The organism is Streptomyces sp. NPDC043738, assembly GCF_056436545.1.
The window spans coordinates 15,425-41,649 of record NZ_JBWKCJ010000047.1; the positions used below are offsets into that span (position 1 = coordinate 15,425).

Annotated in this window: 28 protein-coding genes and 1 pseudogene; 18 read left to right on the forward strand and 11 right to left on the reverse strand. The window is 68.8% G+C overall.

Features of this window, described 5'->3' with window-relative positions; translation table 11 throughout:
* Positions 1–19: 19 nt before the first annotated feature.
* The 3 genes from fabG to AC0680_RS36180 form a co-directional block, all read right to left on the reverse strand.
* Positions 20–781 carry a 3-oxoacyl-ACP reductase FabG gene (gene fabG, locus AC0680_RS36170; RefSeq protein ID WP_478637277.1) on the reverse strand — a complete coding sequence of 254 codons (762 nt, stop codon included), beginning with the start codon at positions 779–781 and terminating at the stop codon, positions 20–22.
* A 343-nt stretch (positions 782–1,124) separates the two neighbouring features.
* Positions 1,125–1,520, reverse strand: coding sequence for a DUF3037 domain-containing protein (locus AC0680_RS36175; protein ID WP_478637278.1), 396 nt, complete (start codon positions 1,518–1,520; stop codon positions 1,125–1,127).
* Entirely contained in the window at positions 1,517–2,341 is an 825-nt protein-coding gene (locus AC0680_RS36180) for a HipA family kinase (RefSeq protein ID WP_478637279.1), read from the reverse strand. The genes AC0680_RS36175 and AC0680_RS36180 overlap by 4 nt, the downstream gene beginning before the upstream one ends.
* A 418-nt stretch (positions 2,342–2,759) precedes the next feature.
* Between AC0680_RS36180 and AC0680_RS36185 the strand changes: the two genes are divergently transcribed.
* The 4 genes from AC0680_RS36185 (at position 2,760) to tgmB (ending at position 5,403) form a co-directional block, all read left to right on the forward strand.
* Positions 2,760–3,230, forward strand: a complete 471-nt coding sequence (locus AC0680_RS36185) for a gas vesicle structural protein GvpA (RefSeq protein ID WP_478637280.1) — start codon at positions 2,760–2,762, stop codon at positions 3,228–3,230.
* A 3-nt stretch (positions 3,231–3,233) separates the two neighbouring features.
* Positions 3,234–3,947 carry a GvpL/GvpF family gas vesicle protein gene (locus AC0680_RS36190; protein ID WP_478637281.1) on the forward strand — a complete coding sequence of 238 codons (714 nt, stop codon included), beginning with the start codon at positions 3,234–3,236 and terminating at the stop codon, positions 3,945–3,947.
* Positions 3,948–4,186: 239 nt separating this feature from the next.
* Positions 4,187–4,435 (forward strand): putative ATP-grasp-modified RiPP, encoded by a 249-nt coding sequence (gene tgmA / locus AC0680_RS36195; RefSeq protein ID WP_478637282.1) that lies wholly within the window; start codon positions 4,187–4,189, stop codon positions 4,433–4,435.
* The gene (gene tgmB, locus AC0680_RS36200) at positions 4,435–5,403 is read left to right on the forward strand and encodes an ATP-grasp ribosomal peptide maturase (protein ID WP_478637283.1); all 969 of its coding nucleotides are present in this window, start codon (positions 4,435–4,437) and stop codon (positions 5,401–5,403) included. The genes tgmA and tgmB overlap by 1 nt, the downstream gene beginning before the upstream one ends.
* A 15-nt stretch (positions 5,404–5,418) precedes the next feature.
* On the opposite strand, the gene AC0680_RS36205 is transcribed toward tgmB, so the two are convergent.
* Together AC0680_RS36205 and AC0680_RS36210 are read right to left on the reverse strand one after the other, a co-directional pair.
* Positions 5,419–5,904, reverse strand: a complete 486-nt coding sequence (locus tag AC0680_RS36205) for a hypothetical protein (RefSeq protein WP_478637284.1) — start codon at positions 5,902–5,904, stop codon at positions 5,419–5,421.
* Positions 5,905–6,144: 240 nt separating this feature from the next.
* Positions 6,145–6,870, reverse strand: a complete 726-nt coding sequence (locus AC0680_RS36210) for a TetR/AcrR family transcriptional regulator (protein WP_478637285.1) — start codon at positions 6,868–6,870, stop codon at positions 6,145–6,147.
* A 188-nt stretch (positions 6,871–7,058) separates the two neighbouring features.
* On the opposite strand from AC0680_RS36210, the gene AC0680_RS36215 reads away from it, so the two are divergent.
* Together AC0680_RS36215 and AC0680_RS36220 are read left to right on the forward strand one after the other, a co-directional pair.
* On the forward strand, positions 7,059–8,264 hold the full coding sequence (locus tag AC0680_RS36215; protein ID WP_478637286.1) for an alpha/beta fold hydrolase: 1,206 nt from the start codon (positions 7,059–7,061) through the stop codon (positions 8,262–8,264).
* Positions 8,265–8,367: 103 nt separating this feature from the next.
* Positions 8,368–9,261, forward strand: a complete 894-nt coding sequence (locus tag AC0680_RS36220; protein ID WP_478637287.1) for a SigB/SigF/SigG family RNA polymerase sigma factor — start codon at positions 8,368–8,370, stop codon at positions 9,259–9,261.
* A 54-nt stretch (positions 9,262–9,315) separates the two neighbouring features.
* On the opposite strand, the gene AC0680_RS36225 is transcribed toward AC0680_RS36220, so the two are convergent.
* The gene (locus AC0680_RS36225; protein ID WP_478637288.1) at positions 9,316–10,395 is read right to left on the reverse strand and encodes a YihY/virulence factor BrkB family protein; all 1,080 of its coding nucleotides are present in this window, start codon (positions 10,393–10,395) and stop codon (positions 9,316–9,318) included.
* A gap of 417 nt (positions 10,396–10,812) precedes the next feature.
* Between AC0680_RS36225 and AC0680_RS36230 the strand changes: the two genes are divergently transcribed.
* From AC0680_RS36230 to AC0680_RS36245, 4 genes are all read left to right on the forward strand, one after another.
* Positions 10,813–11,331 carry a hypothetical protein gene (locus tag AC0680_RS36230; protein WP_478637289.1) on the forward strand — a complete coding sequence of 173 codons (519 nt, stop codon included), beginning with the start codon at positions 10,813–10,815 and terminating at the stop codon, positions 11,329–11,331.
* Between the two features lie 393 nt (positions 11,332–11,724).
* Positions 11,725–12,306, forward strand: a complete 582-nt coding sequence (locus AC0680_RS36235; RefSeq protein ID WP_478637290.1) for a hemerythrin domain-containing protein — start codon at positions 11,725–11,727, stop codon at positions 12,304–12,306.
* Positions 12,307–12,336: 30 nt separating this feature from the next.
* Positions 12,337–12,753 carry a CBS domain-containing protein gene (locus tag AC0680_RS36240; RefSeq protein ID WP_478637291.1) on the forward strand — a complete coding sequence of 139 codons (417 nt, stop codon included), beginning with the start codon at positions 12,337–12,339 and terminating at the stop codon, positions 12,751–12,753.
* Between the two features lie 224 nt (positions 12,754–12,977).
* A complete protein-coding gene (locus AC0680_RS36245; protein ID WP_478637292.1) occupies positions 12,978–13,211 on the forward strand; it encodes a hypothetical protein in 234 nt (77 codons plus the stop codon).
* A 95-nt stretch (positions 13,212–13,306) separates the two neighbouring features.
* Here the strand turns inward: AC0680_RS36245 and AC0680_RS36250 are convergent, their stop codons facing one another.
* Positions 13,307–14,005 carry a 2-phosphosulfolactate phosphatase gene (locus AC0680_RS36250; RefSeq protein WP_478637293.1) on the reverse strand — a complete coding sequence of 233 codons (699 nt, stop codon included), beginning with the start codon at positions 14,003–14,005 and terminating at the stop codon, positions 13,307–13,309.
* Between the two features lie 303 nt (positions 14,006–14,308).
* On the opposite strand from AC0680_RS36250, the gene AC0680_RS36255 reads away from it, so the two are divergent.
* Together AC0680_RS36255 and AC0680_RS36260 are read left to right on the forward strand one after the other, a co-directional pair.
* Complete coding sequence (locus AC0680_RS36255; protein ID WP_478637294.1) at positions 14,309–16,078, forward strand: ABC transporter ATP-binding protein; 1,770 nt, start codon at positions 14,309–14,311, stop codon at positions 16,076–16,078.
* Positions 16,079–16,184: 106 nt separating this feature from the next.
* Positions 16,185–17,729, forward strand: a complete 1,545-nt coding sequence (locus AC0680_RS36260) for an amidase (RefSeq protein WP_478637295.1) — start codon at positions 16,185–16,187, stop codon at positions 17,727–17,729.
* A gap of 87 nt (positions 17,730–17,816) precedes the next feature.
* Here AC0680_RS36260 and AC0680_RS36265 read toward each other — a convergent pair whose 3' ends face one another.
* The 3 genes from AC0680_RS36265 to AC0680_RS36275 all read right to left on the reverse strand — a co-directional run bounded on the left by AC0680_RS36265 (position 17,817) and on the right by AC0680_RS36275 (position 19,938).
* Positions 17,817–18,821 (reverse strand): MerR family transcriptional regulator, encoded by a 1,005-nt coding sequence (locus AC0680_RS36265; protein WP_478637296.1) that lies wholly within the window; start codon positions 18,819–18,821, stop codon positions 17,817–17,819.
* A gap of 6 nt (positions 18,822–18,827) precedes the next feature.
* The gene (locus AC0680_RS36270) at positions 18,828–19,490 is read right to left on the reverse strand and encodes a HEAT repeat domain-containing protein (protein ID WP_478637305.1); all 663 of its coding nucleotides are present in this window, start codon (positions 19,488–19,490) and stop codon (positions 18,828–18,830) included.
* A gap of 310 nt (positions 19,491–19,800) precedes the next feature.
* Positions 19,801–19,938 carry a hypothetical protein gene (locus AC0680_RS36275; protein ID WP_478637297.1) on the reverse strand — a complete coding sequence of 46 codons (138 nt, stop codon included), beginning with the start codon at positions 19,936–19,938 and terminating at the stop codon, positions 19,801–19,803.
* Between the two features lie 153 nt (positions 19,939–20,091).
* On the opposite strand from AC0680_RS36275, the gene AC0680_RS36280 reads away from it, so the two are divergent.
* The 4 genes and pseudogenes from AC0680_RS36280 to AC0680_RS36295 all read left to right on the forward strand — a co-directional run bounded on the left by AC0680_RS36280 (position 20,092) and on the right by AC0680_RS36295 (position 24,496).
* Positions 20,092–20,631: an RNA polymerase sigma factor gene (locus AC0680_RS36280; RefSeq protein ID WP_478637298.1), complete on the forward strand. Its 540-nt coding sequence runs from the start codon at positions 20,092–20,094 to the stop codon at positions 20,629–20,631.
* Between the two features lie 167 nt (positions 20,632–20,798).
* Positions 20,799–21,053, forward strand: a complete 255-nt coding sequence (locus tag AC0680_RS36285; protein WP_478637299.1) for a hypothetical protein — start codon at positions 20,799–20,801, stop codon at positions 21,051–21,053.
* Between the two features lie 534 nt (positions 21,054–21,587).
* Positions 21,588–22,030 (forward strand): annotated as a pseudogene (locus AC0680_RS36290) (hypothetical protein); the annotation flags it as partial.
* Between the two features lie 462 nt (positions 22,031–22,492).
* Positions 22,493–24,496, forward strand: a complete 2,004-nt coding sequence (locus tag AC0680_RS36295; RefSeq protein ID WP_478637300.1) for a PE-PGRS family protein — start codon at positions 22,493–22,495, stop codon at positions 24,494–24,496.
* A 48-nt stretch (positions 24,497–24,544) separates the two neighbouring features.
* Here AC0680_RS36295 and AC0680_RS36300 read toward each other — a convergent pair whose 3' ends face one another.
* On the reverse strand, positions 24,545–25,015 hold the full coding sequence (locus AC0680_RS36300; RefSeq protein WP_384436838.1) for a MarR family winged helix-turn-helix transcriptional regulator: 471 nt from the start codon (positions 25,013–25,015) through the stop codon (positions 24,545–24,547).
* Between the two features lie 110 nt (positions 25,016–25,125).
* On the opposite strand from AC0680_RS36300, the gene AC0680_RS36305 reads away from it, so the two are divergent.
* Entirely contained in the window at positions 25,126–25,455 is a 330-nt protein-coding gene (locus AC0680_RS36305; protein WP_478637301.1) for a rhodanese-like domain-containing protein, read from the forward strand.
* An 83-nt stretch (positions 25,456–25,538) separates the two neighbouring features.
* Positions 25,539–26,114 carry a YceI family protein gene (locus tag AC0680_RS36310; protein ID WP_478637302.1) on the forward strand — a complete coding sequence of 192 codons (576 nt, stop codon included), beginning with the start codon at positions 25,539–25,541 and terminating at the stop codon, positions 26,112–26,114.
* Positions 26,115–26,225: the final 111 nt, after the last annotated feature.

Below are 26,225 nucleotides of genomic sequence, written 5' to 3' on the forward strand. Positions count from 1 at the left end.
GAGGTGGGTGGTGCGGCGGTCAGTTGAGCGGGCCGCCGGCGACGTACATGACCTGGCCGGACACGAAGCCGGCCGCGTCACCGGTGAAGAAGGCGATCGCGTTGGCGATGTCCTCGGGCCGGCCGACCCGCTGCACCGGGATCTGGGTGGCGGCCGCGGCCTGGAAGTCCTCGAAGCCCATGCCGACGCGCTCGGCGGTGGCCGCGGTCATGTCGGTGACGATGAAGCCGGGGGCGACGGCGTTGGCGGTGACGCCGAACTTGCCGAGTTCGATGGCGAGCGTCTTGGTGAAGCCCTGCAGACCGGCCTTGGCCGTCGAGTAGTTGACCTGGCCGCGGTTGCCGAGCGCCGAGCTGGAGGAGAGGTTGACGATCCGGCCGAACCCGGCGTCCACCATGTGCTTCTGGCAGGCGCGGGACATCAGGAACGCGCCCCGCAGATGCACGTTCATGACCGTGTCCCAGTCGGTCTCGCTCATCTTGAACAGCAGGTTGTCGCGGAGCACACCGGCGTTGTTGACGAGGACGGTCGGCGCGCCGAGCTCGGAGGCGACCCGGGTGACCGCCGCCTCCACCTGCTCCGCGTCCGAGACGTCACAGCCGACCGCGATGGCCTTGCCGCCGGCCGCGGTGATCTTCTCGACGGTGTCCTTGCAGGCCGCCTCGTCGAGGTCGAGTACGGCGACGACACGGCCCTCGGCGGCCAGGCGTACGGCGGTGGCCGCGCCGATACCGCGGGCCGCGCCCGTCACGATGGCGACGCGCTGCTCGGTGGTGGACATGCGGGTTCTCCTCACCCTTGAAACCTCGACAAGCGGTCCGCCGCACCGATCCCGTAGGTGAGCAACCGCTTAGTACCCTGAGCAGGGCTGACGCTAGAAGCCCCGCCACGCGCTGTCAACGCCCCACCACCGCGCCGTTGCCGACCTCACCTCGACGCGCACCGCGACCGGCGCGTTCTCGCCATATATACGGGCTCTCGCTACGCATACGGGTTCTTGCCATACATACGGGCTCTCGCCACACATAGCGGGCCTCGTCGTATATACAGGCCATCGCCATACATAGCGGGCGCCCGGCCCGCCCTAGGGCAGACCGGGCGCCCGTGCCGAGGCGTCCGCCACGTCAGCGCACCAGCAGCTCCAGCAGCCGCTCCGCCTCCGCCGCGGGGTCGGCGGTCAGGCCGGTGTGCACCGGTCCGGGCTGGACGATGGTGCTGCGCGGCGCAATCAGCCAGCGAAAACGCCGCCCCGCGTCGTCGCCGGCCGCCTGCCCGGCCCGTTCGCCGCCCTCGCAGATGCCCTCGACGGCGCAGAGCGCGGCCCGTACGCCGGCCACGTCGGCCGTGGGGTCCAGGGCCAGCAGCCGGGCCTCGTCCAGATGGGTCCTGGCCTCGACGAAGCGCCGGGCACGGCAGTACACGACCACCCCGGCATTGATCATCTCGCCGCGCTCCACCCGGGGCACGACCTTCAGCAGGGCGTACTCGAAGACATCGCGTCCGTTGTGCAGACCGGTCACTTCACTGCCCTCCGCGGCAACTTTCCGGCCAGCCATTCCGGGGCCTGCGAGGGCTTGTCCTTGGTGGGCTCCCCGATGGTGATGTGGTCGCTGATCGTCTGGGCGCGGGCCAGCAGCGTCTTGACGTACGCCTGGCGCAGCAGGTCCGGCGAGTCGAAGCCGGGCTCGTCCGTCAGCCATTCGTCCGGGACGTCCGCCGCGATCTCGGTCAGCAGCTCCTCGGTGATCTGCGGCGCGAACTCGGCGGCCGCCGCCTCGATGTCCGGGCCGAAGGTGGCCAGCACATGGTCGGAGGCGTCGTAGGGCCGGGCCGCGGCCTTCTCCGCGCTCGGCCAGTTGTGGTGCCAGATCATGGCGGCGCCGTGGTCGATCAGCCACAGTTCGCCGTGCCAGACCAGCAGATTGGGGTTGCGCCAGGACCGGTCGACGTTGTTGATCAGCGCGTCGAACCACACCACACGCCCCGCCTCACGGGAACCGACCTCGAAGGCGAGCGGATCGAAGCCCAGCGACCCGGGGAGGTAGTCCATCCCCAGGTTCAGCCCCCCGCTGGCCTTGAGCAGCTCCTGGACCTCCTGGTCGGGCTCGCCGAGCCCGATGACGGGATCGAGCTGCATCTGCACCAGGTCCGGCACCCGCAGCCCGAGCCGACGGCCCAGCTGGCCGCAGATGATCTCCGCGACGAGGGTCTTGCGGCCCTGTCCGGCACCGGTGAACTTCATGATGTATGTACCGAGATCGTCTCCCTCGACGATTCCCGGAAGCGATCCGCCCTCACGCAAGGGCGTGACATAGCGAGTCGCCATGACTTCGGTCAGCATTTTCCCAGGCTATAGGAATGCCCGACCTTACAATCCACGCCGCCCCAAGACCCGTCCCCGCAGGGAGCCAACCCCCCTCAACCGTGGGGAAAATGCGGGCAGTTTCGACCGGCAGACGCTTCCCGCGCCTTCCCCGCATCCCGCGCCTTCCGACAGCCCCGATGACGGTCCAGAACAGACCCCCCTTTCACACTCGTGCGTGGTCGAGCTGCCCGGGCAGGTACGAAACCCGACGCTCCCATCTGAGGCAATCGGCTGGACGGAGCGAGGAAAGCCGCAGGTCGGCGGCATCGTCAACCGGCACCGCACCGGAAGGCGCCGCGCCCGATAGCGCGACGGCGGGAACGGCCGTAGACAGGAACTACGAGTGAAGAGCGGGCGATACCGCTTACGCGGATTGCCGACGAAGGGAGGCACCGTGACTGTGGTGCCACAAGGCGGAGGCCCCGTTTCCCGAGGCGGCGGGGGCTCGGGAAGTCTCTACGACATCCTCGACCTGATCTTGGACCGAGGTTTGGTCATCGACATCTTCGCCCGGGTGTCGCTGGTCGGCATCGAGATCCTCAAGATCGATGCCCGCATCGTCGTGGCCAGCGTCGACACCTACCTCCGGTTCGCGGAGGCCTGCAACCGGCTCGATCTGGAGGCCGGGGACAAGAAGCCCCAAGGCCTGCCGGACATGGTCGGTGAGATCACCCAGGGCGGCTCGCAGGGCCAAGCCAAGGGAGCCCTCAGCGGCGCCGTCGAAGCGGTGAGCGACGCCCTCAAAGGGGGCAGCGACAACGACGACGAGGGGTCCGAGGAGCCCGAGGACGAGGAAAGCCGCGAGGAGCCCGTGCGAAAGCGGGAACGACCGGCCCGCCGGCCGGTCCGGCGCCGAAAGGCATGAGCGATGGCCGTCTACGTCTACTCCATCGTCGCAACCACCCACCCTCAGCGCTTGGACGGCCTCGACGGCGTCGGTGACCCGCCCGGCAAGCTGCGCACGCTGTCCGCGGGGAAGCTTTCCGCCGTGGTCAGTGAGGCACCCGAGGACCTGCGGGCCGAACGCCGCGACCTCGACACGCACCAGGCCGTCCAAGAGCGGCTGATGGCCGACGGCACCGTCCTACCACTGCAGTTCGGCTTCACGGCCACGGATGACGACGCTGTCCGCACGGTGCTGGAGGAGGATGCGGACGGCTTCACCGAGCGGCTACGGTCGCTGGAAGGCTGCATCGAGTACCGCCTCAAGGCCGCCCAGGACGAGGACGCGCTGCTCCGCCGGATCCTCGCCGCATCCGACGAGGCGCGCAGCCTCAACGAGCAGATCAAAAGCGGTCAGGGCGGTCCGGACCTGCCGCTCACCCTCGGTGAGAAGGTCGCCCAGGAGGTGCAGGCCCGCCAGGACCGTCTCTCCGCGTCGATCGTCGAGGCGCTGCGGAGCCTGACCCGGGACGAACGCATGACACAGCCAACGGGCGACGACTTCCTGAGCGTGTCCTTCCTGGTGGACCGGGAGCACGAAGACCGCTTCCGCACCACCGAGAAGGAGCTCGCCGACGAACTGGGTGCCGACCTCGACCTGCGGCTGCGCGGCCCGCTGCCCCCGTACAGCTTCGTCTAGGGACGAAGACCATGAGCCCGTCTCAAGTGCCCGGTGGGCAGTGAGAAGGCACGGTCATCTCATTTGGCGAGTCGGGCGGTGGCAGATGGATGGCGGCGGCGATGCTCGTCTCCTTCCGCGAACTCCTCTGCCAGGCAGAGGAGTTGGGAGCGGCAAGCCGACCTGAGGGGGACTTGAAAACCTCGCCCGCCAAGGGGAGGGTCATTCAAACAAACAGTCGGAAGCAAGGGAGTCGAACGATGGAAACGCGAGACCCCGGCGCACCCTGGGGCACCACCCGCATGGCACCGTATGCCGAGACCGGCACGGTTTCCCTGCGCACCCCGGTGATCGACCCCGCAACCCAGATCGCCGTCGTCATCGACGAACACGGCCGCACGGTCGAACTCCACAACCACCAGACCAGCAGCAGCACCTCGAACTCCACGAGTACCAGCAGCGTCGACAGCTACGACTCCGACGACTCCACGGACTCCGACCACGACTGATGTCGACAGGACCGAGCGGGTCGGTGCTGGTATTGACCAACCCGCACGACGTGACCACCGACGTGGTGCTGCGGATCCTCGCGGAACGCCAGGTCCCGGTGGTCCGTCTCGACCCCGGCACCGACTTGCACACAGGTGCCGTGCTTACCGCCACGTACCGCACGGGCGACCAGCGCGGCACCTTGCGCACGCCGAGCCGCAAGCTCGACCTCACCGAAGTGCGCTCCGTCTGGACGCGCCGTCCCTCGCCCTTCGACGGCCCGCCAGAACTGGACGGACAGGAACGCCGGTTCGCGGCCTCGCAATCCCTGTGGGGTGTCGGCGGCATCCTGGCGTCCCTCTCCGGGGCCCATTACGTCAACCACCCGTGGAACAACCGGGCGGCGGAGTACAAACCCGCCCAGCTCGCCGCCGCACAGCGCTGCGGCCTCTCGGTCCCCAGCACGCTGATCACCAACGACCCGGACCAGGCACGGGAGTTCGCTGCCCACCAGACCGGAGGGGTGGTCTACAAGCCGTTGTGGAACACCCGCTACACGGTTGACGGCCAGGCACGACAGGTGTGGGTGCGGGAGGTGCGCCCGCACGAGATCACCGCCGCCGTGGCCGTCTGCCCGCACCTGTTCCAAGCCAAGGTGGAGAAGGCGTTCGACGTACGTCTCACGGCTGTCGGCAACCGGCTGTTCGCGGTCCGGATCGACAGCCCGGATCTCGACTGGCGGCAGCGGCAGTCCCTGATGGAGTGCGCGCCGATCGCCGTCCCCGACCGGGTCGCGCTCTCGGTGTCCGCCTACCTCACCAGGTCCCGACTCGCCTTCGGCGCGTTCGACTTCGCGGTCACGCCCACCGGCGACTGGTACTTCCTCGAATGCAACCCCAACGGACAGTGGGCATGGCAACCCGACTCGATCACCGAGTCGATCGCCCATGCCATCGCTGACGAACTCCAGAAGGGCCCCGAAGCGTGAGCCGCTCCGCGTCGCTCAGCGGCTCGGAGTACGGCCGTCCACCCCGCGCGCCTGTGAGGTTGAGCCCCCGTCGGCGCTCCCAGAGGGGTCCTCGTTTCCCGTATGAGACATTGCCGCCCGTACGCCTTCCATGACTGCTTGGACAAGGCCCTGACCCACCAGCACCCACATGGAGGCAGTGGCCCAACGGAACGCCTCCTCGGCCAGCTCAGGAGCTGCGCCGGTCCCTTCGGGGTGCTCCGTACCGGACCATGCCAACAGGTCGACTTCCACATGGGTGAGCTTGCCGACGAGGCCGATCCACACAAGAACGAACGACGTCGCGACATAGAAGCCGGCGCCGCGCCTCCTCGCCCGTCCCGGGGAGTCCGGGTCCCCTGCGGGGCGCACTTTCATGAAGGGCTTCAGGAACTGATGCATCAGGAGGCTGCTGACAGCGACTTCAGCGATGATCACCGTCGTCACGATGGCGACATAGTCCTGACTCATGGTCCACTTCATCTGCGCTCCTCGGCCCGGGGGTGATGGCGTTCACTGCGTCACTCGCCGAGTTTCGACCTGCGGCGACGCCCATCCCACCGCCTTCCGCCGCCGACTGTCCCGTTGTTCGCCGAGGGTGATCACCTGACCGGCCCGCAACGTGATCACCCACGGGAGCTGGGTGGGACGCCGGCCGAGCCGGCGGAGGTCACGAATCCGATCGGTGTCGATGCCGCCGATGGCCCTTGGAGGCGTGTCCTGTCAGCCGGTCTCCGCGAGCGCTGCGATGCCGTCGAGCACGCAGGTGAGGCCGAAGTCGAGCGGGTCCTCGTCGCTGGGTGCGAAGGCGCCTTCGGCGACGGCGCGGGTGAGGGCCGGGAACCGCTCGCCGTGGCGGGCGAGTTGGTCGGTGGTCAGGCGGTCCCAGTCCGCGCTGGATTCCTCGTCGTGGTCGAGCATCTGTTGCGTGAGGCCGCGGACGTGAGCCAGGACGAGGATCACCGCGTCGTGCCGCTGACGGGCGGTGAGGCGGGAGGGCTCGAGGGCGGCCAGGGCGGCGTCGAGCCAGGCCACCTGGTGGGGGCCCATGGCCTGTCGGCGCATTCCGGTCGCGGTCAGGATCCAGGGGTGGGCGCGGTAGACGTCCCAGCAGGCGCGGGCCCAGGCATCGAGGCGGGGACGCCAGCCGCCGAGGACGCGGGTGAGGTCGGGCGGATCGCCGAGCACGGTGTCGACCATGAGGTCGATGAGGTCGGGTTTGCCGGGGACGTAGCGGTAGAGGGCCATGGTGGTGACCCGCAGCGTCTCGGCGACTCGCTGCATCGAGAGGGCCTCCAGACCCTCCGCGTCGGCGATCTCGATGCCGCAGCGGGCGACCTCGGGTGGTGTCAGCTTCGGCTTGGGGCCTCGGCGCGGGCGGTCGGCTTCGCCCCACAGCAGCGCGAGGCTGGTACGCGGATCCCGCTTGCTCTCTCTGTTCGCCGGCACGGCACCGGACTCCCTTCCCGTCTCTCACGCCTGCCCCTGCGGGTGCCCTTGCCGGACGTCGGCGATCCGGGCCGAGCGGGACCGTCAGGGGATGTTCACGGGTTGTTGCCACCCACCCAAAAACTGTGTACAACATACACAGCTACCAACTGCGTAGCACATACACAGTTTCGCTTCTGGGGGTTCTCATGCTCGGCACCGTTCTCACCGCTGCCACCACGGCCGTCGTCGCCGCCCCGGCGGCCGGCCTCCTCGCCCGCCGCGGAATCGTCCGCTCCCGCAACGCCCGCCTCCTCGGCATCACCGGCGCCCAGGGCATCGACGAGCGGTACTTCACCCGCATCGGCGGGATCGACCAGTGGCTCTCCGTCCGCGGGGAGGACCGCACCAATCCCGTCATCGTGGAACTGCACGGCGGCCCCGGCTCCGTGAACTCGATCCTCATGAACCGCACCCGCGACTGGGAGCGGCACTTCACCCTGGTGCGCTGGGACATGCGGGGCGCCGGCAAGACCCTGCGGCACTCCGGAGCCGACGGCCAGGGTGAGCTGACCTTCGCGCGACTGCTGGCGGACGCCGTCGAAGTGGTCGAGCACGTCCGGGCCCGGCTCGGCGTGGAGCGGGTCATCGTGCTGGGGCACTCCTTCGGCAGCGCTCTCGGACTGCGCCTCGCCCGCAGCCACCCGCAGCTGGTCGCCGCCTTCGTCGGCACCGACCAGAAGGTCTTCGACGGCGGCCGGGACACCTCCGACTACGCAGCCCTGCTGGACCGGCTCCAACGGGCGGGCAAGGAGCAGGAGTTGGCGGACGTACGGAGGATGGGGCCGGATGCGCGCGCCTGGACGGCCGAGCAGCACAGCCACTTCAGCCGCTTCGCCTCCGCGACCGACCCGCAGACCTTCGGCGCCATGAAGTCCGTGGTGATGAAGTCGCTCTGGTATTCGCCGCTGCACTCACTGCGTGAACTGATCACGTTCTTCCAGGGCTTCAAGGCCTCCGCCGAGGTGCTGCCCGGCACGGCATCGTTCGACGACTGGGCGGACGGCACCCGCTTCGACGTCCCGTTCTTCGTCGTCCAGGGCGCCGACGACCTGGTCAACACGCCTGCCCGGGCCCGTTCCCTCTTCGACGCCGTCGAGGCGCCGGTCAAGGAGTTCGCCCTGATCGAGGACGCAGGCCACTTCGCCGCCTACAAGCACCCGGACCGCTTTCTCGACTTCCTGCAGACCCGTGTCCGCCCCGCCCTCGCCGACACCGGCCCGTACGCGGCATCCAGGGACATGCTCGGCGGCGAGGACCTGCCGGCCCGCGCCACGTCCGCCGCGCACCAGGACCGGTCACCACGAGAGTCATCCGCCATTGACTCCAACTCCCTTGTCTGTCAGTCGAATTGAGACATAACAGAGGGCTTGTATGATGACTGAGACCTGACATGGGAGGTGGGGGAACGGGTAGGTGCCGACGACGGGGCCGACAGCAATCGCTAGGAGCCACGGCATGACGAATGACGGCGCCACGACGGCAGCGACGGCACGGACATCCACAGGGAGCAGGCCCACGGAGCGCCTGCGCACAGGGCCCGCGGAGCCTTTGCCGTTGATCGAGGAACCGCGGTGCGTCGCCCCGGCCGACGCACGGGACCTGTCGCCGCTGTTCCTCGAACGACTCGCCACCACTGAGGAGGGAGCTCCGGAGTACCAGTACGCGCGCAACACCCTCATCGAGATGAACCTCTCCCTGGTCCGTTACGTCGCCCGGCGGTTCAAGAACCGAGGCGAAAGCGTCGAGGACGTGCTGCAGGTCGGAGCCGTCGGTCTGATCAAGGCGATCGATCGCTATGACGTGTACCGGCAGGTCGAGTTCACCACCCTGGCCGTCCCTTACATACAGGGTGAGATCAAGCGCCACTTCCGTGATCAGACCTGGGCCGTCCATGTGCCGCGACGGCTCCAGGAACTCCGTACCGATCTCGCTCGCACCCGCGAACGGCTGGCCGCGGAGGGCAATCATGAGCCCTCCGCCGCCGAACTCGCCGCGCAACTGGGGCTGGCGGAGGACGAGATCCTCGAAGGGCTCGTCGCCTCCAACGGCTACGACGCCGATTCCATCGACCGGCCCCTTCAGACAGGTGGCAGCAAGCAGCGGGGGCTCGTTGCCGATCTCGTCGGCGACGACGACCCCGCCCTGGACCTCGCGGAGCACGTCCAGGCCCTCAAACCGCACTTGGCACAGCTCGATGCCCGGGAACGCAAGCTCCTGCGACTGCGTTTCGGAGCGGAGATGACACAGGCCCAGATCGGGGAGGAGCTCGGTGTCACCCAGATGCAGATATCGCGGCTGTTGAACCGAACGTGCAACAAACTGCGCGAGAGCCTCCTCATCGAGGAGTGAGCTGCGAGCACCGCCGCCGGCACGAGCACGGGTCGCGCAGTCCGCTGCGGCCGGTCACCCGTCTCCCATCTCCCTGCGGTCCTTCTCGCTCCATGTGCGGGTGTCCCGGGGTTCGACGTAGGGCTCCTCCTCAGCGGGATGGCCGCCGGCGATCGCGCGTTCCCGGGCCAGTTCGGCATCGAACTCCAGCCCCAGCAGGATCGCGAGGTTCGTGATCCACAGCCACACCAGGAAAATGATCACTCCGGCCAGGGTGCCGTAGGTCTTGTTGTAGGAGCCGAAGTTCGCCACGTACAGCGCGAAGCCCGCCGAGGTGATCATCCAGATCACCAAGGCCAGGAAGCTGCCGGGAGTGATCCACCTGAATCCGCGCACTCTCGCGTTCGGTGCCGCCCAGTACAGGATCGCAATCATGACGGTGACCAGCAGGACCAGGACGGGCCACTTGGCGATCGACCACACCGTCAGCGCGGTCTCCCCCACCCCCAGGGCGGCGCCGAGCTGCCTGGCCAGGGCACCGGTGAACACCACGATCAGCGCGCTGACGCAGGCCAGGATCATCAGCACCAGCGTCAGAACCAGCCGCAGGGGCGCGACCTTCCACACCGAGCGCCCCTCAGGTACGTCGTACACCGCGTTGGAGGTGCGGATGAACGCCGCCACATATCCCGACGCCGACCACAGCGCCATGAGCAGGCCGACGATCGCCAGGACCGATCCGGTGCCGCTGCCGGCCTGCAACTGCGTCACCGCTTTGGTGATGATGTCGCGTGCCGCGCCCGGGGTGAGCTTGGTGAGGTGGTCCAGGATGCTCCTCGTCGCCGACTCCCCCGCGATGCCCAGCATGGACACCAGCACCAGCAGAGCGGGAAAGAGGGCCAGAATCCCGTAGTACGTCAGAGCCGCGGCCCGGTCGGCGAGTTCGTCGTCCTTGAACTCCGCGGCCGTCCGCTTCAGTACCGCCACCCACGACTTCTTGGCCAAGTCGGTGGGCTGATCCGGAGCTCTGCGCTCCACCTGCTCATCCGGCCCAGGCCGGCCATCTTCATCCCCACGGCCCGCCCCGCAGCCGGCCCGCCGGTTCGCACGGTCCTGGTGCTGATCATCCCGCTTGCGCTGCCACATCGGTGCCATGCCCTACGGATAACCGCGAACCCTGCCGTCTGCACACCCGGCCGGACCGCGGATGCTCCACCCGGCGCCTCGGTGGCCGGGCCCTGCACCGCCGCTCACCGATGGGTACGCGCCACCAGCACCGGCGTGAGCGCCGTCAGGTAACCGCCCGGCCCGGCCGCCCCCTACGCACCCATCGCCGCGCCGCTCCCGCCTCAGTCGCGCGTTTGCGCGCAGGCCAACACGTCAACGGCACGGGTTGCCCTCAAGACCACAGTAAGGCGATCTGGTGGAACCGGCAGGGTCGGTCCATGCGGCCGGGCAGGAAGCGGGCCCCGCACCTGAGCCGGGCTTCGCGGGCGGCCACCGTTGGATAGGCTGAAACTGGCCACTCAGCCGCAGGAGGGGATCATCTGGTCCCAGCTAGGGAGGTCGGTCATGGGCGGTCCGCTCGCGGAATCCCGGATGGTCGCGGTCTACCTCAATGATCACGTGGCGGGCGCCACAGCCGGTGTCGAACTCTGCCGGAGCATGGCCCGGGCTCACCGGCGTTCGGGGCTCGGCGGTGACCTGAAGAACCTCGCCACGGAGATCTCACTCGACCGGCAGGCACTGCTCCGTCTCATGAACTCCCTCGGCGTTCCCGTCCGCCGGTACAAGGTCTACGGAGCCTGGGCGGGCGAGAAGATCAGGCGAATGAAGTCCAATGGCCGCGCCCTCCGTCGTTCCGGTCTCAGCACGGTCGTCGAGCTGGAGGCGCTGCGTCTCGGCGTCGAGGGCAAGGCACTCCTTTGGCGCACCCTCCTCAACTGGGCGCCCCGGGAACCGCGCCTGGACACCCGACGTCTGAACGAACTCCTGGACGGAGCGCGGCAGCAGACAGAGGCGCTGGATGTGCTGCACACCCGGGCCACCACAACGCTCCTGTCCGACCGGTCCGGCGAACGGAACACCTAAGCAGGCCGTATCGGCCGGCCTCGGCACGGCGCTGACGCCGCTCGCCACGCGCCGCGGAGGTTGCGGCCTCTTCCGGCCCGGCACCGGCCGAGCCCGGGAGGCGGGAGGCGGCAGAGGGCGCTGCGGTGAGGCAGGCGTGCGACGCTGGAGAGGAGAGGAGGCTCCGCCCAAGTGGTGGTGGAGCCGTAGCTGCCCCCGGACCGGAGCTCCTGCCCTCGCCCGGCGCTGTTGCAGAGCCCGGACGAACGGGCCGGAGCCGAGCGGCCGCGGACCGCATCCGGTGTGGTTCCGGCTGCCCGGCGTGTGGCCGGCCGCCGAGCCCGAAGCCGTCGCGCGTCGCTCGTCGGCGCGCCCGGACCGGCTGTCGCAGCGCCTCGGAAAGGCAAGCTGGCCATGGAGCACGACCCCGACATCATCGAGGAGCTGACCGCCGACCACCGCGAGGCGGACGAGCTCTTCGAGCAGTACTACGAGCGGGCCCCCGGTTCCATCCAGCGCAAGCTGCTCCTGGACGCACTGACCATCGAGCTGGTCCGCCACGCGGTCGCCGAAGAGAGCTACCTCCATCCCGCCGTGCGCGAACACCTGGAGCACGGCGGGCGCTGGGCGGACAACGAGATCGCCGAACACAGCAGCATCGAGGAACGGCTCCAAGACCTCGAAGGGCGCGAGGCCGACGACCGTGACCTCGACCGGCTCGTACGAGAACTGCACACCGAGGTCGCTTCGCACGTGGAGGAGGAACGCCATCTCTTCCGCCAGGTGCGCACCGGCGTCCCGCCCCTCGTCCTCGTAGACCTCGGCAGGAAGGTCCGCGAGGCGCGGAAGGCCGCCCTCGCCCGCCTTCAACCCCAGGCACCCGGCATCCCGCCCCTGAGCAGGCTCCCGGCCCCCGGGCTGGGGCTGGTCGACCGTGTGCGCGACCACGCCGCGGGCCGCGGCCACCCCGTCACCAGCCGATCGAAGCCCCGCTGAATCGAAGCCCTCTGAAGAAAGGCGGGAGAGATGCCCGTAGCACGCGACATCATGACCTGTGGAGCCGAATTCGTAGGGACCGAGGACAGCATCCTGGACGCTGCCCGCAAAATGACCGAGCTCGGGGTCGGAGCCCTCCCGATCTGCGACAGGGACAACACCCTCAAAGGCGTCCTCACGGACCGCGACATCGTGATCAAGGTGCTGGGCGAGGGCCGGGACCCGCAGCAGACCTGTGCCGGTGACCTCGCGCAGGGCGAAGCCGTCACCATCGGCGCGGACGACGGTGCGGACCAGATAGTCGCGACCATGGCCCGCCATAGGGTCCGCCGTCTGCCGGTCGTCGACGGCAACCGCCTCGTCGGCATGATCGCCCTCGCCGATGTCGCCCATGCGCTGCCCGCGCCCCAGGTCGGAGACCTCCTGACCTCCCTGTCCGTGGACTGACCGTCCCGCCCGGCCCTCCGGCCTGCCTCTGGGAGTCCCCCGGCACCAGGATCTCCCCGCGCGAACTCCAGCCGCTTCCGTACGCACACTGCGCCATCTGGCCTCTGTGGCGCGCTGAGCGCCCGAATCCGTGAGGTCCTGGTTCAGCCGGCCCCGTCTCTCGGCCGGCAACGGAAGGCCGGCGACCCGCGGGCCTGACCAAGCCAGTCTTGGAGGAGAGCACCATGGCAGCCTGCGAGGTCTGCGGAAACGACTACGAGATGGCCTTCGAGGTCCGCGCGGCCGGCGCCGTCCACACCTTCGACAGCCTCGAATGCGCGGCACACAAACTCGCGCCCATCTGCGACAACTGCGGCTGTCGCATCCTCGGCCACGGCCACCAGACCGATGGCAAGTTCTACTGTTGCGCCCACTGCGCACGCGTCCAGGGACACACCGCACTCACCGACAGCGCGTGAGCGCCCGCCCGTGCGGTCCCAGCGACTGGCGCGGGCGGCAGAGCCCGCTCTGATCGGGTGAGCCCGGCCGCCTGCAGGGCCAGAGTTCCAGCAGGTCAGCGGAGACTGGACGGGATGTCGGGCACCGCGACGGGACGGAGCACCGTCAGCGACTCTTCCTGGCGAGCCATCATCGCAAAGGGGAACCTGTCGATCTCCAAGCAGAGGTCGACATCATCCGGGTGGTATCCGCTCCGCAGACCACCGGCGAGGTCCGCCGCGGCGCGAGAAGTCCTCGCGCGGCGGAGGTACGGGGCCGCCTCGACATCGTCCGCGACCATGCACCGACCGATGTATTCGGCGCAGGCCAGGTCCTCGTCGGCCCGGCCTCCCTCACCGGTGACGACGAACGTCACCGGACCGGAATCCCGGGTCCGCAGGAACCGCGCGGTCGGGCCGGCCACCACGAAGCTCGCGCACAGGACCAGCGGGGCGTTCGCGACGGCCAGCGCGCCCACCGTTCCTGCCGTCGTCTTCTGCACCAGCGTGCGACCGGCGAAATCGCACGACCTGAGCAGGCCGGGTGAGTTCACCGCGTCGAAGCCCGCTGCCGGAGCTCCGTCCTTCAGAGCCAGCCAACCCGAGTGGCCCTCCTTCAGCGCAAGTGCCTCACTCTCCGTTGAGGCCAGCACGATCCTCTCCACGCCACGCGAGAAGGCCCAGGCAGCCACGGTGAAGGCGCGCATGACGTCGATGACGACTGCGACGCGGGGAACGCCGGTCAACTCCGGTATGCCGACGAAGCGATGGTCCATCGCACCATTCTCAGGCCCTGGATCATCCTCAGGACACGGTAGGTCCGGCTGCCGTCGGGATGACGGTCCGCGAAGAAAACCACGTGCACACTCCGCAATCGTCTGACTACCATCTGTGGCTGCTCTCTTCCGTCTTCCTGCCGCTACAGGAGCGCGCCCATGTCCGAAGACACCAGCAGCGACACCCGACCCGGCGTGAAAACACCTGCCGCCATCCCTCCACAGGCCGCGCCGCCGGCAGAAGAACTCGGCGTCCGACGCCTCGGTGTCACAACGGACTTCGGGAGCGTCACGACGTTAGCCATGGCCAAACGCCTGCCGCGGCTCATGCGGCAGGCCATGGCTCTCGGCTGGCGCACCCACAAGAGGTCAGTGGCCGGCATGATCGTGTGCGATGTCGCCGCCGGTGCCATGGACGCGTTCGGTCTGCTGGCGACGACCAGCGTCATCACCTCACTGATCACCTCGGGCGACATCGCCGCCCGCCTCCGGGAGTCCGCCCCCGCCCTGCTCCTCCTGATCGTCGCGGTGGGGCTACGGACGCTGTGCCGGCTCACGGCGAACTGGCTCGCCGACCGCATCGCCCCGCTGGTGGCCCGCGAAGCCGAAATCGATCTGCTGACCGCCGGTACGAAGGCCGAGCTGGTCGCCTACGACCACCCCGGTTACAACGAGCGTTGGGACGCCGCCGACCGAGGCGCCGATGTCTCCCGCGACATCGTCTTCGAAGCCCGTCAGGTCATCTCCGCGATCATGTCGTTCCTCGGCGCGACGACCGTCATCACCGTCATGCACCCGCTGCTGCTGCCGCTGCTCTCCCTCGGTGCGCTGCCGCGTACGGTCTCGGCGATCCGTGCGGCACGGGTGGAGTACATCGAGTCCCGCCGTACCTCGAACGAGCGGCGCCTGCTGTCGATGCTGCGCTCGAGGATCATCGACAAGCGCTTCGCCGACCAGATCCGGTCCGGCACGATGTTCCGGTTCCTCTTCGGCCGCTACCGCACCACCTCGGCCAAGGTGCAGCAGCGCATGCAGGCCGCGGCCTGGCGGTCCGCACGCATCAGCCTCCTCGGCGCCGTCATCTCCGGTCTGTCCTCCGGGATCATCTGGGGCGCGCTCGCTCTCCTGCTGGCCTCGGGCCAGATTTCCGTCGCCAGAGCCGGAACCGTCGTCCTCGCGATGAGGACCGTGTCCACCGCCATGTCGGCCCTCATCTCCGCCTGGGCCCGCCTCTTCCGCACCGGCATGTACATGGACGACTGGTCGTCGTTCCTCGAGGAGGCCGGGGGCCACCAGATGAAGCGCGGCCCCAAAACCCCGCCACCGAGGCCGCGGGTGTTCACCGCCGAGGACATCGTCTTCACCTACCCCGGCGGCCGGGCTCCGGCCGTCAACGGCGTCTCCCTGTCCGTCGGCCGAGGGGAGATCGTCGCCCTGGTCGGCGAGAACGGATCCGGGAAGACCACCCTCGCCAAGCTCATCACCGGCCTCTACCTCCCCGACAAGGGCTCCATCACCTGGGACGGGATCGACCTGGGCGACATCGACCCCGAACAGCTGTGGCGGCAGGTCGCCCACGTCCCGCAGGAGTACGCCCAGTGGCCCCTCACGGCCCGCGAGAACATCAACCTCGGCCAGCCCCGCGAGGACGACCCGCACGGCCTCCAGGCCGCGTCGAAGGCCTCCGGCGCCGACCAGGTCATCGATGAACTCCGCTCCGGCCTCGACACCCTCCTGGCCTCCCAATGGTGGGGCGGGCAGGAACTCTCCGGCGGCCAGTGGCAGCGCATCGCCCTCGCCCGTGCCTTCTACCGGCAGGCCGACCTGCTGGTCATGGACGAACCCACCGCCGCACTCGACGCCCGTGCCGAACACGGTGTGTTCGCCGGCCTGCGCGACCTCGCCCAGACGCGCGGAATCCTCCTGATCACGCACCGGCTCACCAACGTCGCATCCGCCGACCGCATCATCGTCCTCGACCACGGACAGATCGTCGAGCAGGGCAGCTACGGCCAACTCCGCGAAGCCAACGGGCTGTTCGCTGAGCTGCACCGCCTCCAGCACGACCGCTGACCTGATTCCCGAGCACTTGCCGGCCCGCGGCGAGTATGAAGGCGTCCATCGCGTTGCGCGAATCGGCATTTCGTGGCCTGTTCCAGAGGCCGTTACGGTCCGAATCATGGAGTGGAACTTTCAGACGGCCGAAGACCTCGCGGCCGCACTGCGTGCCGGTGAAGTGACCTCGGTGGAACTGACCGACGAGGCGATCGCCCGTATCGAGCGGGACGACCAGGCGATCAACGCGATCTGTGTGCCGGACTTCGACCGTGCGCGGGCCGCCGCACGCGATGCCGACCAGGCGCGCGCCCGCGGCGAGGACCGGCCGCTGCTGGGTATACCGGTGACGGTCAAAGAGTCCTACAACATCGCCGGGCTGCCCACGACCTGGGGCATGCTGCCGCAGGCGAACTTCATGCCGGCCGAGGACGCGGTCCAGGTGTCGCGGCTGAAGGCCGCGGGCGCGGTGGTGCTCGGTAAGACCAATGTGTCAGTGGGGCTGCAAGATATCCAGAGCTTCAACGAGATCTACGGCACCACCAACAACCCGTGGGATCACGGTCGCACGTCGGGTGGGTCCTCGGGCGGATCAGCGGCGGCCCTGGCGTCCGGGTTCGGCGCGCTGTCCATCGGCTCCGACCTCGCCGGCTCGTTGCGCACCCCCGCGCATTTCTGCGGCATCTACGCCCACAAGCCGACACTCGGACTGGCGGCGACCCGCGGCATGGTCGCGCCGCCGGCACCGCCCTTGCCGGTCGACCTCGACCTCGCCGTCGTCGGTCCGATGGCGCGCACCGCCCGCGACCTCACGCTCCTGCTCGACGTCATGGCCGGACCGGACCCGCTGACGCACGGTGTGGCGTACGACGTGACGCTGCCGCCCGCGCGCCACGAGCGGCTCGGCGACTTCCGGGTCCTGGTGCTCGAGGAGCATCCGCTCATTGCGACCGGGTCCGCCGTGCGGGCGGGCGTGAACCGGGTGGCCGACGCGCTCGCCGACGGCGGCGCCCGCGTCGAACGGCACACTCCGCTGCTGCCCGATCTGACCGAAGCCGCCATGCTTTACCGGCAGTTGCTGTTTTCGGGCTCCGTGGCCCGTTTTCCCGTCGACTCCTACGAGCAGCTGCGGATCCAGGCCGCCGGACTGAGCGCGGACGACCAGAGTCTGGATGCGGCGCTACTGCGCGGGATGGTGTTGAGCCACCGCGACTGGATCGAGGCGAACAGCCGTCGCGAGCTCCACCGTCACGGCTGGCGGCAGCTCTTCGCCGAGTTCGATGCCGTGGTGTGTCCGATCACGCCGACTCCCGCGTTCCCGCACGACCACAACCCCGATCCGAGGAAACGCCGGATCGACGTCGACGGCGTCGAGTACCCGTACTTCGACCAGCTCGTCTGGGCCGGTCTGGCCACCATGCCCGGCCTGCCCGCCACCGCCATACCGGCGGGCCGGTCCCCCGAGGGCCTGCCGGTGGGAGTGCAGCTCATCGGCCCGATGTTCGAGGACCGCACGCCGCTGCGGCTGGCCGAACTGCTCGAGCGGAGGATCGGTGGCTTCCAGCCGCCGAAGCAGGGCGTACCACTGCATCAGGGCGCACTGCCGGGGGCTTTGTGCCGGGTGTCCGTCGAGGACCAGGGGCGGAATCACTGCGAGATCCTCGGGTGAGTAACCCGTCGCCGCGAGGGTGGTCGGCCAGGGCGTCTCGACCGCATCGACTGGATGCGATGGGATGGCCGGCCGGCTGCCCACCCGTCATCGTGCGTCGCGTATCCCGAGAACGTATGCTGCGGTGAGCGCAACGGCACGGTCTTCGTCATGTGACAGATCCGCGAGGGCACGTGACGTCGTGATTCCCGGGATATCCGCCAGCGCCTGTGTCAGCCGTCGGCGTGCGGACGATTCGACGGAGCCGTGGGCGAGGCGGTCGACGAGCCTGGTGGCGATCTGATCCGCCCACGCGGGATCGCTTGCCAGCGCGCTCAGCGCATCGGCTGCGTCGACGTCGTTCGTCTCCTCGACGATCATGTCGATCAGCGTCGGGACCGCGTCGGCCACTCCACGTGCCCCGAGCGCCAGAGCGGCATACCTGCGGACCACGATGTCGGGGTTCGCGAGGGCGTCGTGCAGCAGTGCGGTCGCCGTACCGTTCGCGTACTCGGCAACGGTCTGGACGGCACGTTTGCGCACCTCGGCTACTGGTGAGCGGAGCCCCTCCGCCAGCAGCGCCAATCCGCCGTCGCCGGATCGCGCCAAAGCCCATCGAAGGGCTCCGGCGACGTTGGGGTCCGTCTCGCCCAGCGCTGCCTCGACCAGTGCTTCCACTGGCACCGGAACCCCCTCGACCGAGGACAGGGCCGCGCGCTGGCGCGTCCCGGCGCTCTTCGACCCCAACGCCTGGAGGAGCGAAACGACCTGGAGGACGTCGTCCCAGCCGGCGGGTTCCGCGGCACCGATCCGACGAAGTCGCGTGAGCAGCTCCCTCTCGGCTGCGATGCGTTCTCGCGTCCGGCGGATGAGGTCGTCGACGAGCTCCGAGGGTGTGAAGCCGGGATCATCGAGTGCGCGCGTGACGTCACGCAACGACAGCCCCAGTGACCGCAGGCTCTCGATATGGAAGATCCGCCGGATGTCCTCGCTGGAATACTCCCGATAGCCGGCGCCGGTACGGCCCGTCGGCCGCACCAGGCCGAGCTTGTCGTAATGCCTGAGCATGCGGGCGCTCACCCCGGACCGTCGTGCCACGTCACCGATCAACACTGGCTGTCACCTCTCCTGGCCTGTCGTGCCGAGGGCCACGATGCGCTTCGCCTCCTCGATCGCGAACTCGAATCCGGCATCCGGGTCGCGCATCAGCCGTTCCGTGGCGATCGCGTGGGCGCGCACGCGAGGGTCGAGATCCGTCATCGCGGCGCGCAGGGTCGGCATGATCCTCTCACCGAGGGCGATCAGTGCCCGGCTGAGGCTCAGCTGCGTGTCACGTTCGCCGCGCCCGAGCTGTGTCGCCAACCCCGCGGCCAGCTCGGCTCCTTCGCCTTTGGGCACGAGTACGACCGCTGCCCGCCAGGCGCTTCGCGCCACCTCGTCGTCGGCATCGGTCAGCAGCGCCCGTGTGATCGCCGGCCACGCCTGGCGATCCCCGATCTTGGACAGCGTGTGCAACGCCTGGCTTCGTGCCTGTGCGAGCTCCGAGCGGAGTTCATCGACGAGCCCTGGGACCGTCATGGCTGCCGAGTGGCGGGTGAGCGCCCAGGTGAGCATCTCCCGTACGTAGAATTCGGGCTCGATCGCGCATCGCTCGATGAGCTTGTCGACGAACCGCGGGTCCGGGTTCGTGCCGACCGCCAGCGCCGCCCGCAGCCGCACCGACGAGCTGCCGTTCTCCAGCCCCTGGAGAGCCTGCATCGTGTTCGTGTCCTGTTCCGGCATGGTCGTCGGAACCACGCCCTTGGCTGCTCCGCAGTGAAGACCTTGTCACCGTGTCAAGGTCAAGCGGAGCCATGCCGCGGGACCGGCAGGGTGTACGCCGACATCACACAACGCCCTGTGCGACCACCGATACCGTTACTCCCACGGGCCGCGCCGGCGAGGCGTACGCGTGGCCGATCCGTCCCGAGGGATCCGAGCCGGGGCGCCGCCGACCGCCGCATCAGTGCAAGGCGGGCGACCGTGGCCGACTGTCCCCTTGCTGCACGGCAGGCCGTCCTCAGAGCCTCGCGACCTGCTCAGTATCAGAAGCTCACTTCTTCAAGAGCATCAGGAGCAGGGTGACAACCACAACGCCGATACCGATCGCGGCACCCAACACCGGGTTGTAGTAGGCGATGTAGACGGCAAGTCCACCAAGCACGAGGGCGAAGGCAATGCGAAGGTCCATGCCTCCAGGACCCGTGTGGAGCGCGGAGATTTTCATGCCCGGCCGATGAAAAAACCACGGCGGCGGCCGCGTCCTGTAAGCGAGCCCGGGGTTGGTGCCCGGTATGAGGAAAGGGACGACATGGGACAGCGCTCAGGGGACGGGAACTGCTCCGTGGATCCGCCCCCTCGGCTGTCGAAAGACAGGGAAGAGGAACTGAAGGAGGCTCTGCAGACCATCGAGCCGCGGTTGATCGCCTCAGTCACTCGGATCACCCATGACTATCACTTGGCTCAGGACATCACCCAGGAGGTATGTCTCGCGGTCTTCCAGGAGTTCCGTAAGGGCACGAAGTTCGAGAAGCCGGTCATCGTCTTCGCCACGGTGGTGGCCCGCAACAAGATCAACAGCCATTACCGGCGCAAGCATGCCTGCCTGGAGCGGTCCTATGGCGATCTGCCGGAAGACTCACGCTTGTTGGGCATGGATCCAACCGCTGGGCTTGAGTATCTGGAGCTGCTGGAGTCGGTAAAGGCCGCGATCGCCAATGAGCGCCAGGCCGCCGTCTGGGAGCTCAAGCACGTATGGGGCTTGAAGGGTACCGAGATCGCCGAACTGCTGGAGATCTCCTCGGCAACCGTGAGCAGGGAGCTGGCCGACGCCGAGGCGAAGGCCAGGCTCCAGCAGGGCGAGGAGGAAGTCGAACCTGTGTAGACCGAGACCGGGCTCCCGGCGGCTGTCCTTTGGCGGCCGCCGCGCCCCGGCCGCGGCACCAGGGCGGCGGGCGGATGGAACCCGAGCTGAGGACATAGACCACAACAAGGCAGGCCGTGTCTTCAGCGCGGTGGCTATCACCGCTAACCGACAGATGGAGACCTTGTATGAACGACCGTCACTCCTCTCCCCACGAGAGGATGCTGGCCTACCTCCGAGAGGGGGACCAGCTCATTCCTCCAGCCTTGGGCAGCGAACACGATGGGGAAACGCTGTACCGGGCGCTTTCCGGCATCGTGGAAAGCGCTGATACAGACGATCTCGAAACCCACGGCACCTACGGCCCCCGCTACGACTCGCCGATCGCTTGGTACGAGTCCGGGCAGGACGCCGAGCGAGACCGACCGGCGGTGCACCAGTGACCGGACGACGCAGCCCGTTACGACTGAAGATCTCGGCCAGCGGGCAGCTGAACCTGATCGCATGGCTCGTCGCTCTCTGCGCACTACGGCAGGTGTCTGTGGCCGCCGTCTGCATGATTTGTGGCCTTGTACGGGGGTGGCCACAAAACCTCAGGCGGCGCGCAAAGGCATAGGCACACGTAGAACCGAACGGCGCAGCAGCCACAACGGGGAGGCTGCTGCGCCGGCCGGCCCCCTACAGGCGTGAGGGTGGATTGATCGAGGTGGCACCAGCACACCAACGACACCGAGGCCCGGCGAGATTCCTTCTCGCCGGGCTCACCGTCTCAACGCCAGGTAAGGGCAGTGACTGGGGATTCTCCCTCCGTGTCCCTTCGAGCCACCTTTGTGTCGAGCGGCGCTGCGCGAAACACGTCGTTCTCGACACCTGACAACCGGACTACCGGAACGCACGGCGATGGAAATCGCCACCGTTCGCGGCGCGTTGAGCCACACTCTGGTTGAGTTGAAGCGAGCCATCGACGGTCACGAGATGGCGGTGGCGGCATCGCCGCGTACTCCGAGCACGAGTTCCTGGCAGGCGGCTGGGAGGAGGTTCGCGACCGGTCGGTGCGCACTGGTGGTCCACCATGCGCCTGGCAGCCCGTGAGGCCCCGCACCGCAGCGCGGTCCGCTTCGTCCGCGGCACCGTCCCCACCATGCGCGAACTCCTGCTGGGCTTGGAGATTCCCCGCACCTACCTGCTGCCCGAGGCCGACGGCTCGCTCCCAGGCGCCGACCTGCTCGCCGCGGCCCGGCGATCCGGCGCTCGCCGAACGCGCACTCGCAGCCCTGGCCACCCAGCTCCGCGGCCTCGCCCTGCACACCATCCGCCACCAGGGAGACCGGGCCTTCACCCGGAGACGGGCAACTCCGTCGCTCCATGGACCTCGCCACCGGCAGCGCCGGGCTCCTCTTGGCATCCCTCACCGCGCTGAACGGGATCCCGCAGTGTGACGGTTCCGCACCGCTGTTTCCGCTACTCCCAGGCGGGGGTCCAGTTCGGTTGCGTGCCCTCGCGCACAGAGCACAAGTTCGGGGGCACGGCGACCTGCCTTCAGTCGCGGGCTGCCAGAGCCAGGGCGCGCAGGCTTTCCCCACCTCCGACCAGGACGACTCTGTAGTCGGCGGCCAGGAGCATGTTGGAAAGGTCGTCCTTCTGCACCTCGCGAAGAGTCGAGCGTGGGAATTGCTGCCAGCAAGCTTCGCGTTCGCCCTGGATACCGTCGCGGGTAGGCGCTCTGAGCTGTTTTGGATAACGGATCCGGAGATGATGCCCCCCAACCTGGGGGCGTTCGCGGTCGCAGCGCCAGGCGACTCAGCCCTCCCACGAGCACGCATTGCGTACGCCAATGGGCCCGCTGAGAGGCATCGGGCCGAATCCGGCAGGATGGGATTTCATGACGGGTGGGAGAGACGAGTTCGCACAGCTGCTACGGCGCGCCGGGCTGGAAATCGTGGGGGACCGACGGACCGAAGAGGTGCTGCCGCCCCGGGCTGCGTGGCGGCAGGTAGTTGCCTACGAAGCCGAGCCCACCGTGGCGGTCAAGAGTGACAGGCCGGACCTGGTCACGGGGCTCAACGCCCAGTGGCACCGGCTCGCGGTCAGGGACGGGATCATCGGCGAGGACGGTGTGTTCCTCATCGACGTCGCCGGCAACTGGGCGCGCTGCGCGCCCAGGCAGTGGACGCGGGTCCGGCTCACCCCCCAGTGGGACCTCTTCGGCGTGCTGGGTGAGCGGCCCGGCCAGCCGGAGTTCATCACGCTCTCGATGGACGGGAACTCCCTGCTCGGGGCGACTACCGAGGAGTACGAGGTCTGGCTCGTCGCAGTGGACCGGATCAAGGAGCGGCAGGAGGCCGCCGCGCAGGCACGCGCCCAGGAGTCCCAGGAGACGCGGGCAGCCGCCTGGGCGTCGCTGCTTGGGGGGCCGGCTCCTGTGGGCAGGGTGCGCGAGTTGTGGGCACACGGGCTGGCGCTCAACCCCTCCACGCCCGACGCCATACGCACCCGCCTGCTCGGTCTGACGCATTTCGTCATGTGGCGCCCGATGCCCACTGCCTTCGTAGAGGAGGCGATGATCCACCCGGACTGGAAGGTTCGCGAGTTGCTGGCCGAGGTCCAGCCGAACATCTCACCTGAGCAATGGTCCCGCCTGATCCTTGGCGAGCAGCACACCCGGCACCGCTGGATCCTCACGATGCTCGCGGCGGACCGGAGCGCTGAGCTGACCGAGACCGTGCATGAACAGCTCGCCGCCGACTCCGCCGCCCCGGTCCGCGAAGCGGCCGCTCGTCTTCCCGGACTTCCCCCGCGGATAGTGACTGCCCTGGCCGCTGACCCTGATCCGGCCGTGCGAGCAGCGGCCATCCCGGGCGCCTGGCCTCACCTGGGGCACCCGGCCCGGTGCAAGCTCCTGGGCGACCACCACGGAAAGGTACGCAGAGAGGCGCTGCTCCGGCACCACGAGGACCACCCGATGTCCCCATCGGTCTTCGACTCCGAAGACCTCAAAATACGCGCCGCCGAGACCTGCCGCCTGGAGCGTGGCCTCGCCGAAAGCCTGGCCCGCCACGGCGATCCAGCCCTTCGCCGCTCCCTCGCGGGCAACCCGAACCTGGACCCTGACCTGGTCGCGCTCCTCGCTCAGGACACCGAAGAGAACGTCCGCTCTGTGGTGGCCACGCGCCCTGACCTCACCGAGGAGCAGCGGGCAGGCGTCCCCATCGACTTCGACCGACGCGGCCACACCTCCCCGCTCCGCTGGGTCACCGCACTGCACGAAGACCCCGGCGCCATGCGCCGCCTGGCTGTCTCCTCCCACCCCCTCGTGCGCAGAAGCGTTGCCCGCGCCAAGCGGCTCCCACCGGACGTCGTCGAACTCCTCGCCCAGGACGAGGACCGCGTAGTCCAGCTTTTCCTCGCCGAATCCTGCGACGACGCACCCGCCGACATGCTGCTCGAGGTATGGCAATGGTGGACCGGAAGCCTCAGCCACCCTGACCGCCCCCGCAGCCATCCCAATTTCCCCCGCAGCGGCCTCCTGCGCTACGTCGACGACCCGAACCCGCGCATGCGCCGACTGGCCCTCGATGACCCGGAGTCGACACCCGAGCAGGTGGAGCGATTCGGCCGGGACATCGCGGCGGAGGTACGACTGCGAGCAGCGACCGACCCCCGGCTGACGGCCGCCTCGGCTGTGCGGATGCTCGACGACCCACACGAGTCCATCCGTCGTGCGGCGGCTCTGCACCCACAGTTGCCGGCCCGAGTTCTGGTCGAGCTGCTGCGTGACACCGACACCGCACAGGCCGCGGCCAAGCACCCGGCGATACCCGTCGCCGTCATGGAGCAGATGATCCAGCGATTGCAGTCCCCAGCCAGCGCCACCCCGAGGTCTTGACCGTCACCACGGACTCCCCGCCCCCAGCAAGCCCGGCGCCCCCAGGAATCAGCCCCAGTGGATCTCGGTGCCGCCGCCCTGGGCGACCTTGAGCAGCGCCTCGGTGATCACCGCTGCCTCCTCGTCCGTGAGATGGGCCGAGAAGTGCCGCCGGATGCTGCGCAGGTAGACCGGTGCGGTCTCCTTGAGTGCCGCCGCGCCCTCCTCGGTGATGGCGGCCCAGGAGACCCGCTTGTCGGCGGGGTCGGCCTGTTTCGTCACCAGGCCGACCCGGACCATCTCGTCCACCAGCCGGCTCACTCGGGTGCGACTGAGCACGACCCGGTTGGCGACCTCCTGCATCCGCAGGCCGCGCTCGCCGGCGTCCTTCAGCTCCAGCAGTACGTCGTACCACGTGAGCGGGATGCGCCCGTCCCGCTGCACATCGCTCTCGATGGCGCGTACGGCCGCGTTGTGCGCCAGCAGCAGGGCACGCCAGGCGTCGAGTCGGTGCCTTCCCGGGTTCTTTGTGTCGCTCACCAGGCCAGTGTATCCGGCATTGTGTGCGGGCGCACGCACCTGTTAATGTGTGTGCGTACGCACAGATCGGTGACGGCAGCTGCCCGTCATCCAATGGAGGTGTGACTCACATGGTTCGGAAGATCACGCGCGACGAACTCAAGAAGAAGATCGACGCGGGGGCCGCCACGGTGGTCGAGGCGCTGCCCGCGGAGTACTACAACAAGGCGCACCTGCCCGGTGCGCTGAACCTGCCGCACGACGCGGTCGACAAGCTGGCCCCGGGGCTGCTGCCGGACAAGCAGGCCGAGGTCGTCGTCTACTGCGCCAACACGCCCTGCCCGAACTCGCGGATCGCCGCCGAGCGGCTGGTCGAGCTGGGTTACGCCAACGTCCACGAGTACGAAGAGGGCAAGGACGACTGGATCGAGGCCGGGCTGCCGACCGAGACCGGCGCCTGATCCACATATCGGAAACCGGATACGGATGCCCTGTAGCGGGCTTCGCTCGAGGGCATCCGTGTAACGGGAGGGGGAGGAGAGAAATGACCAGTGGAATCGGTCCGACCCGCACGGTCGGCGGCGTCGAGCTGCCGGCCGCCGGGATCTGGAGGGTCGACCCCGGCCACGCCGAAGTCGGCTTCGTGGGACGGCACTTCATGCTCACCAAGGTGCGCGGCCGCTTCACCAAGGTCGACGCGACCGTGGAGGTCGGTGAGCGACCCGAGGACAGCAAGGTGACCGCCGTGATCGACATGGCGAGCGTCGACAGCGGGGACCAGACCCGCGACGACCACCTCCGCTCGGAGGACTTCTTCGATGTGGCGAACCATCCGAAGGCCGAATTCAGTTCGACCTCGGTGAGCTGGAACGGCACGAGCGGCACGCTGACCGGCGAGCTGACCATCAAGGGCGTGACCCGCCCGGTCACCCTCGCCGTCGACTACCTCGGCTATGCGCGTGACCCGTGGGACAACGACCGTACGGTCTTCTCGGCCCGCGGCAAGATCAACCGTGAGCACTGGGGCCTGAGCTGGAACATGGCCCTGGAAACCGGCGGCATCCTGGTCTCCAAGGAGATCGAGCTGGCGCTGGAACTGGAGGCGGTCAGGGAGGGCTGACCGGCTCGAAGGGGAGGGGGGCGGGGGGGGGGGGGGGGGGGGGGGGGGGGGGGGGGGGGGGGGGGGGGGGGGGGGGGGGGGGGGGGGGGGGGGGGGGGGGGGGGGGGGGGG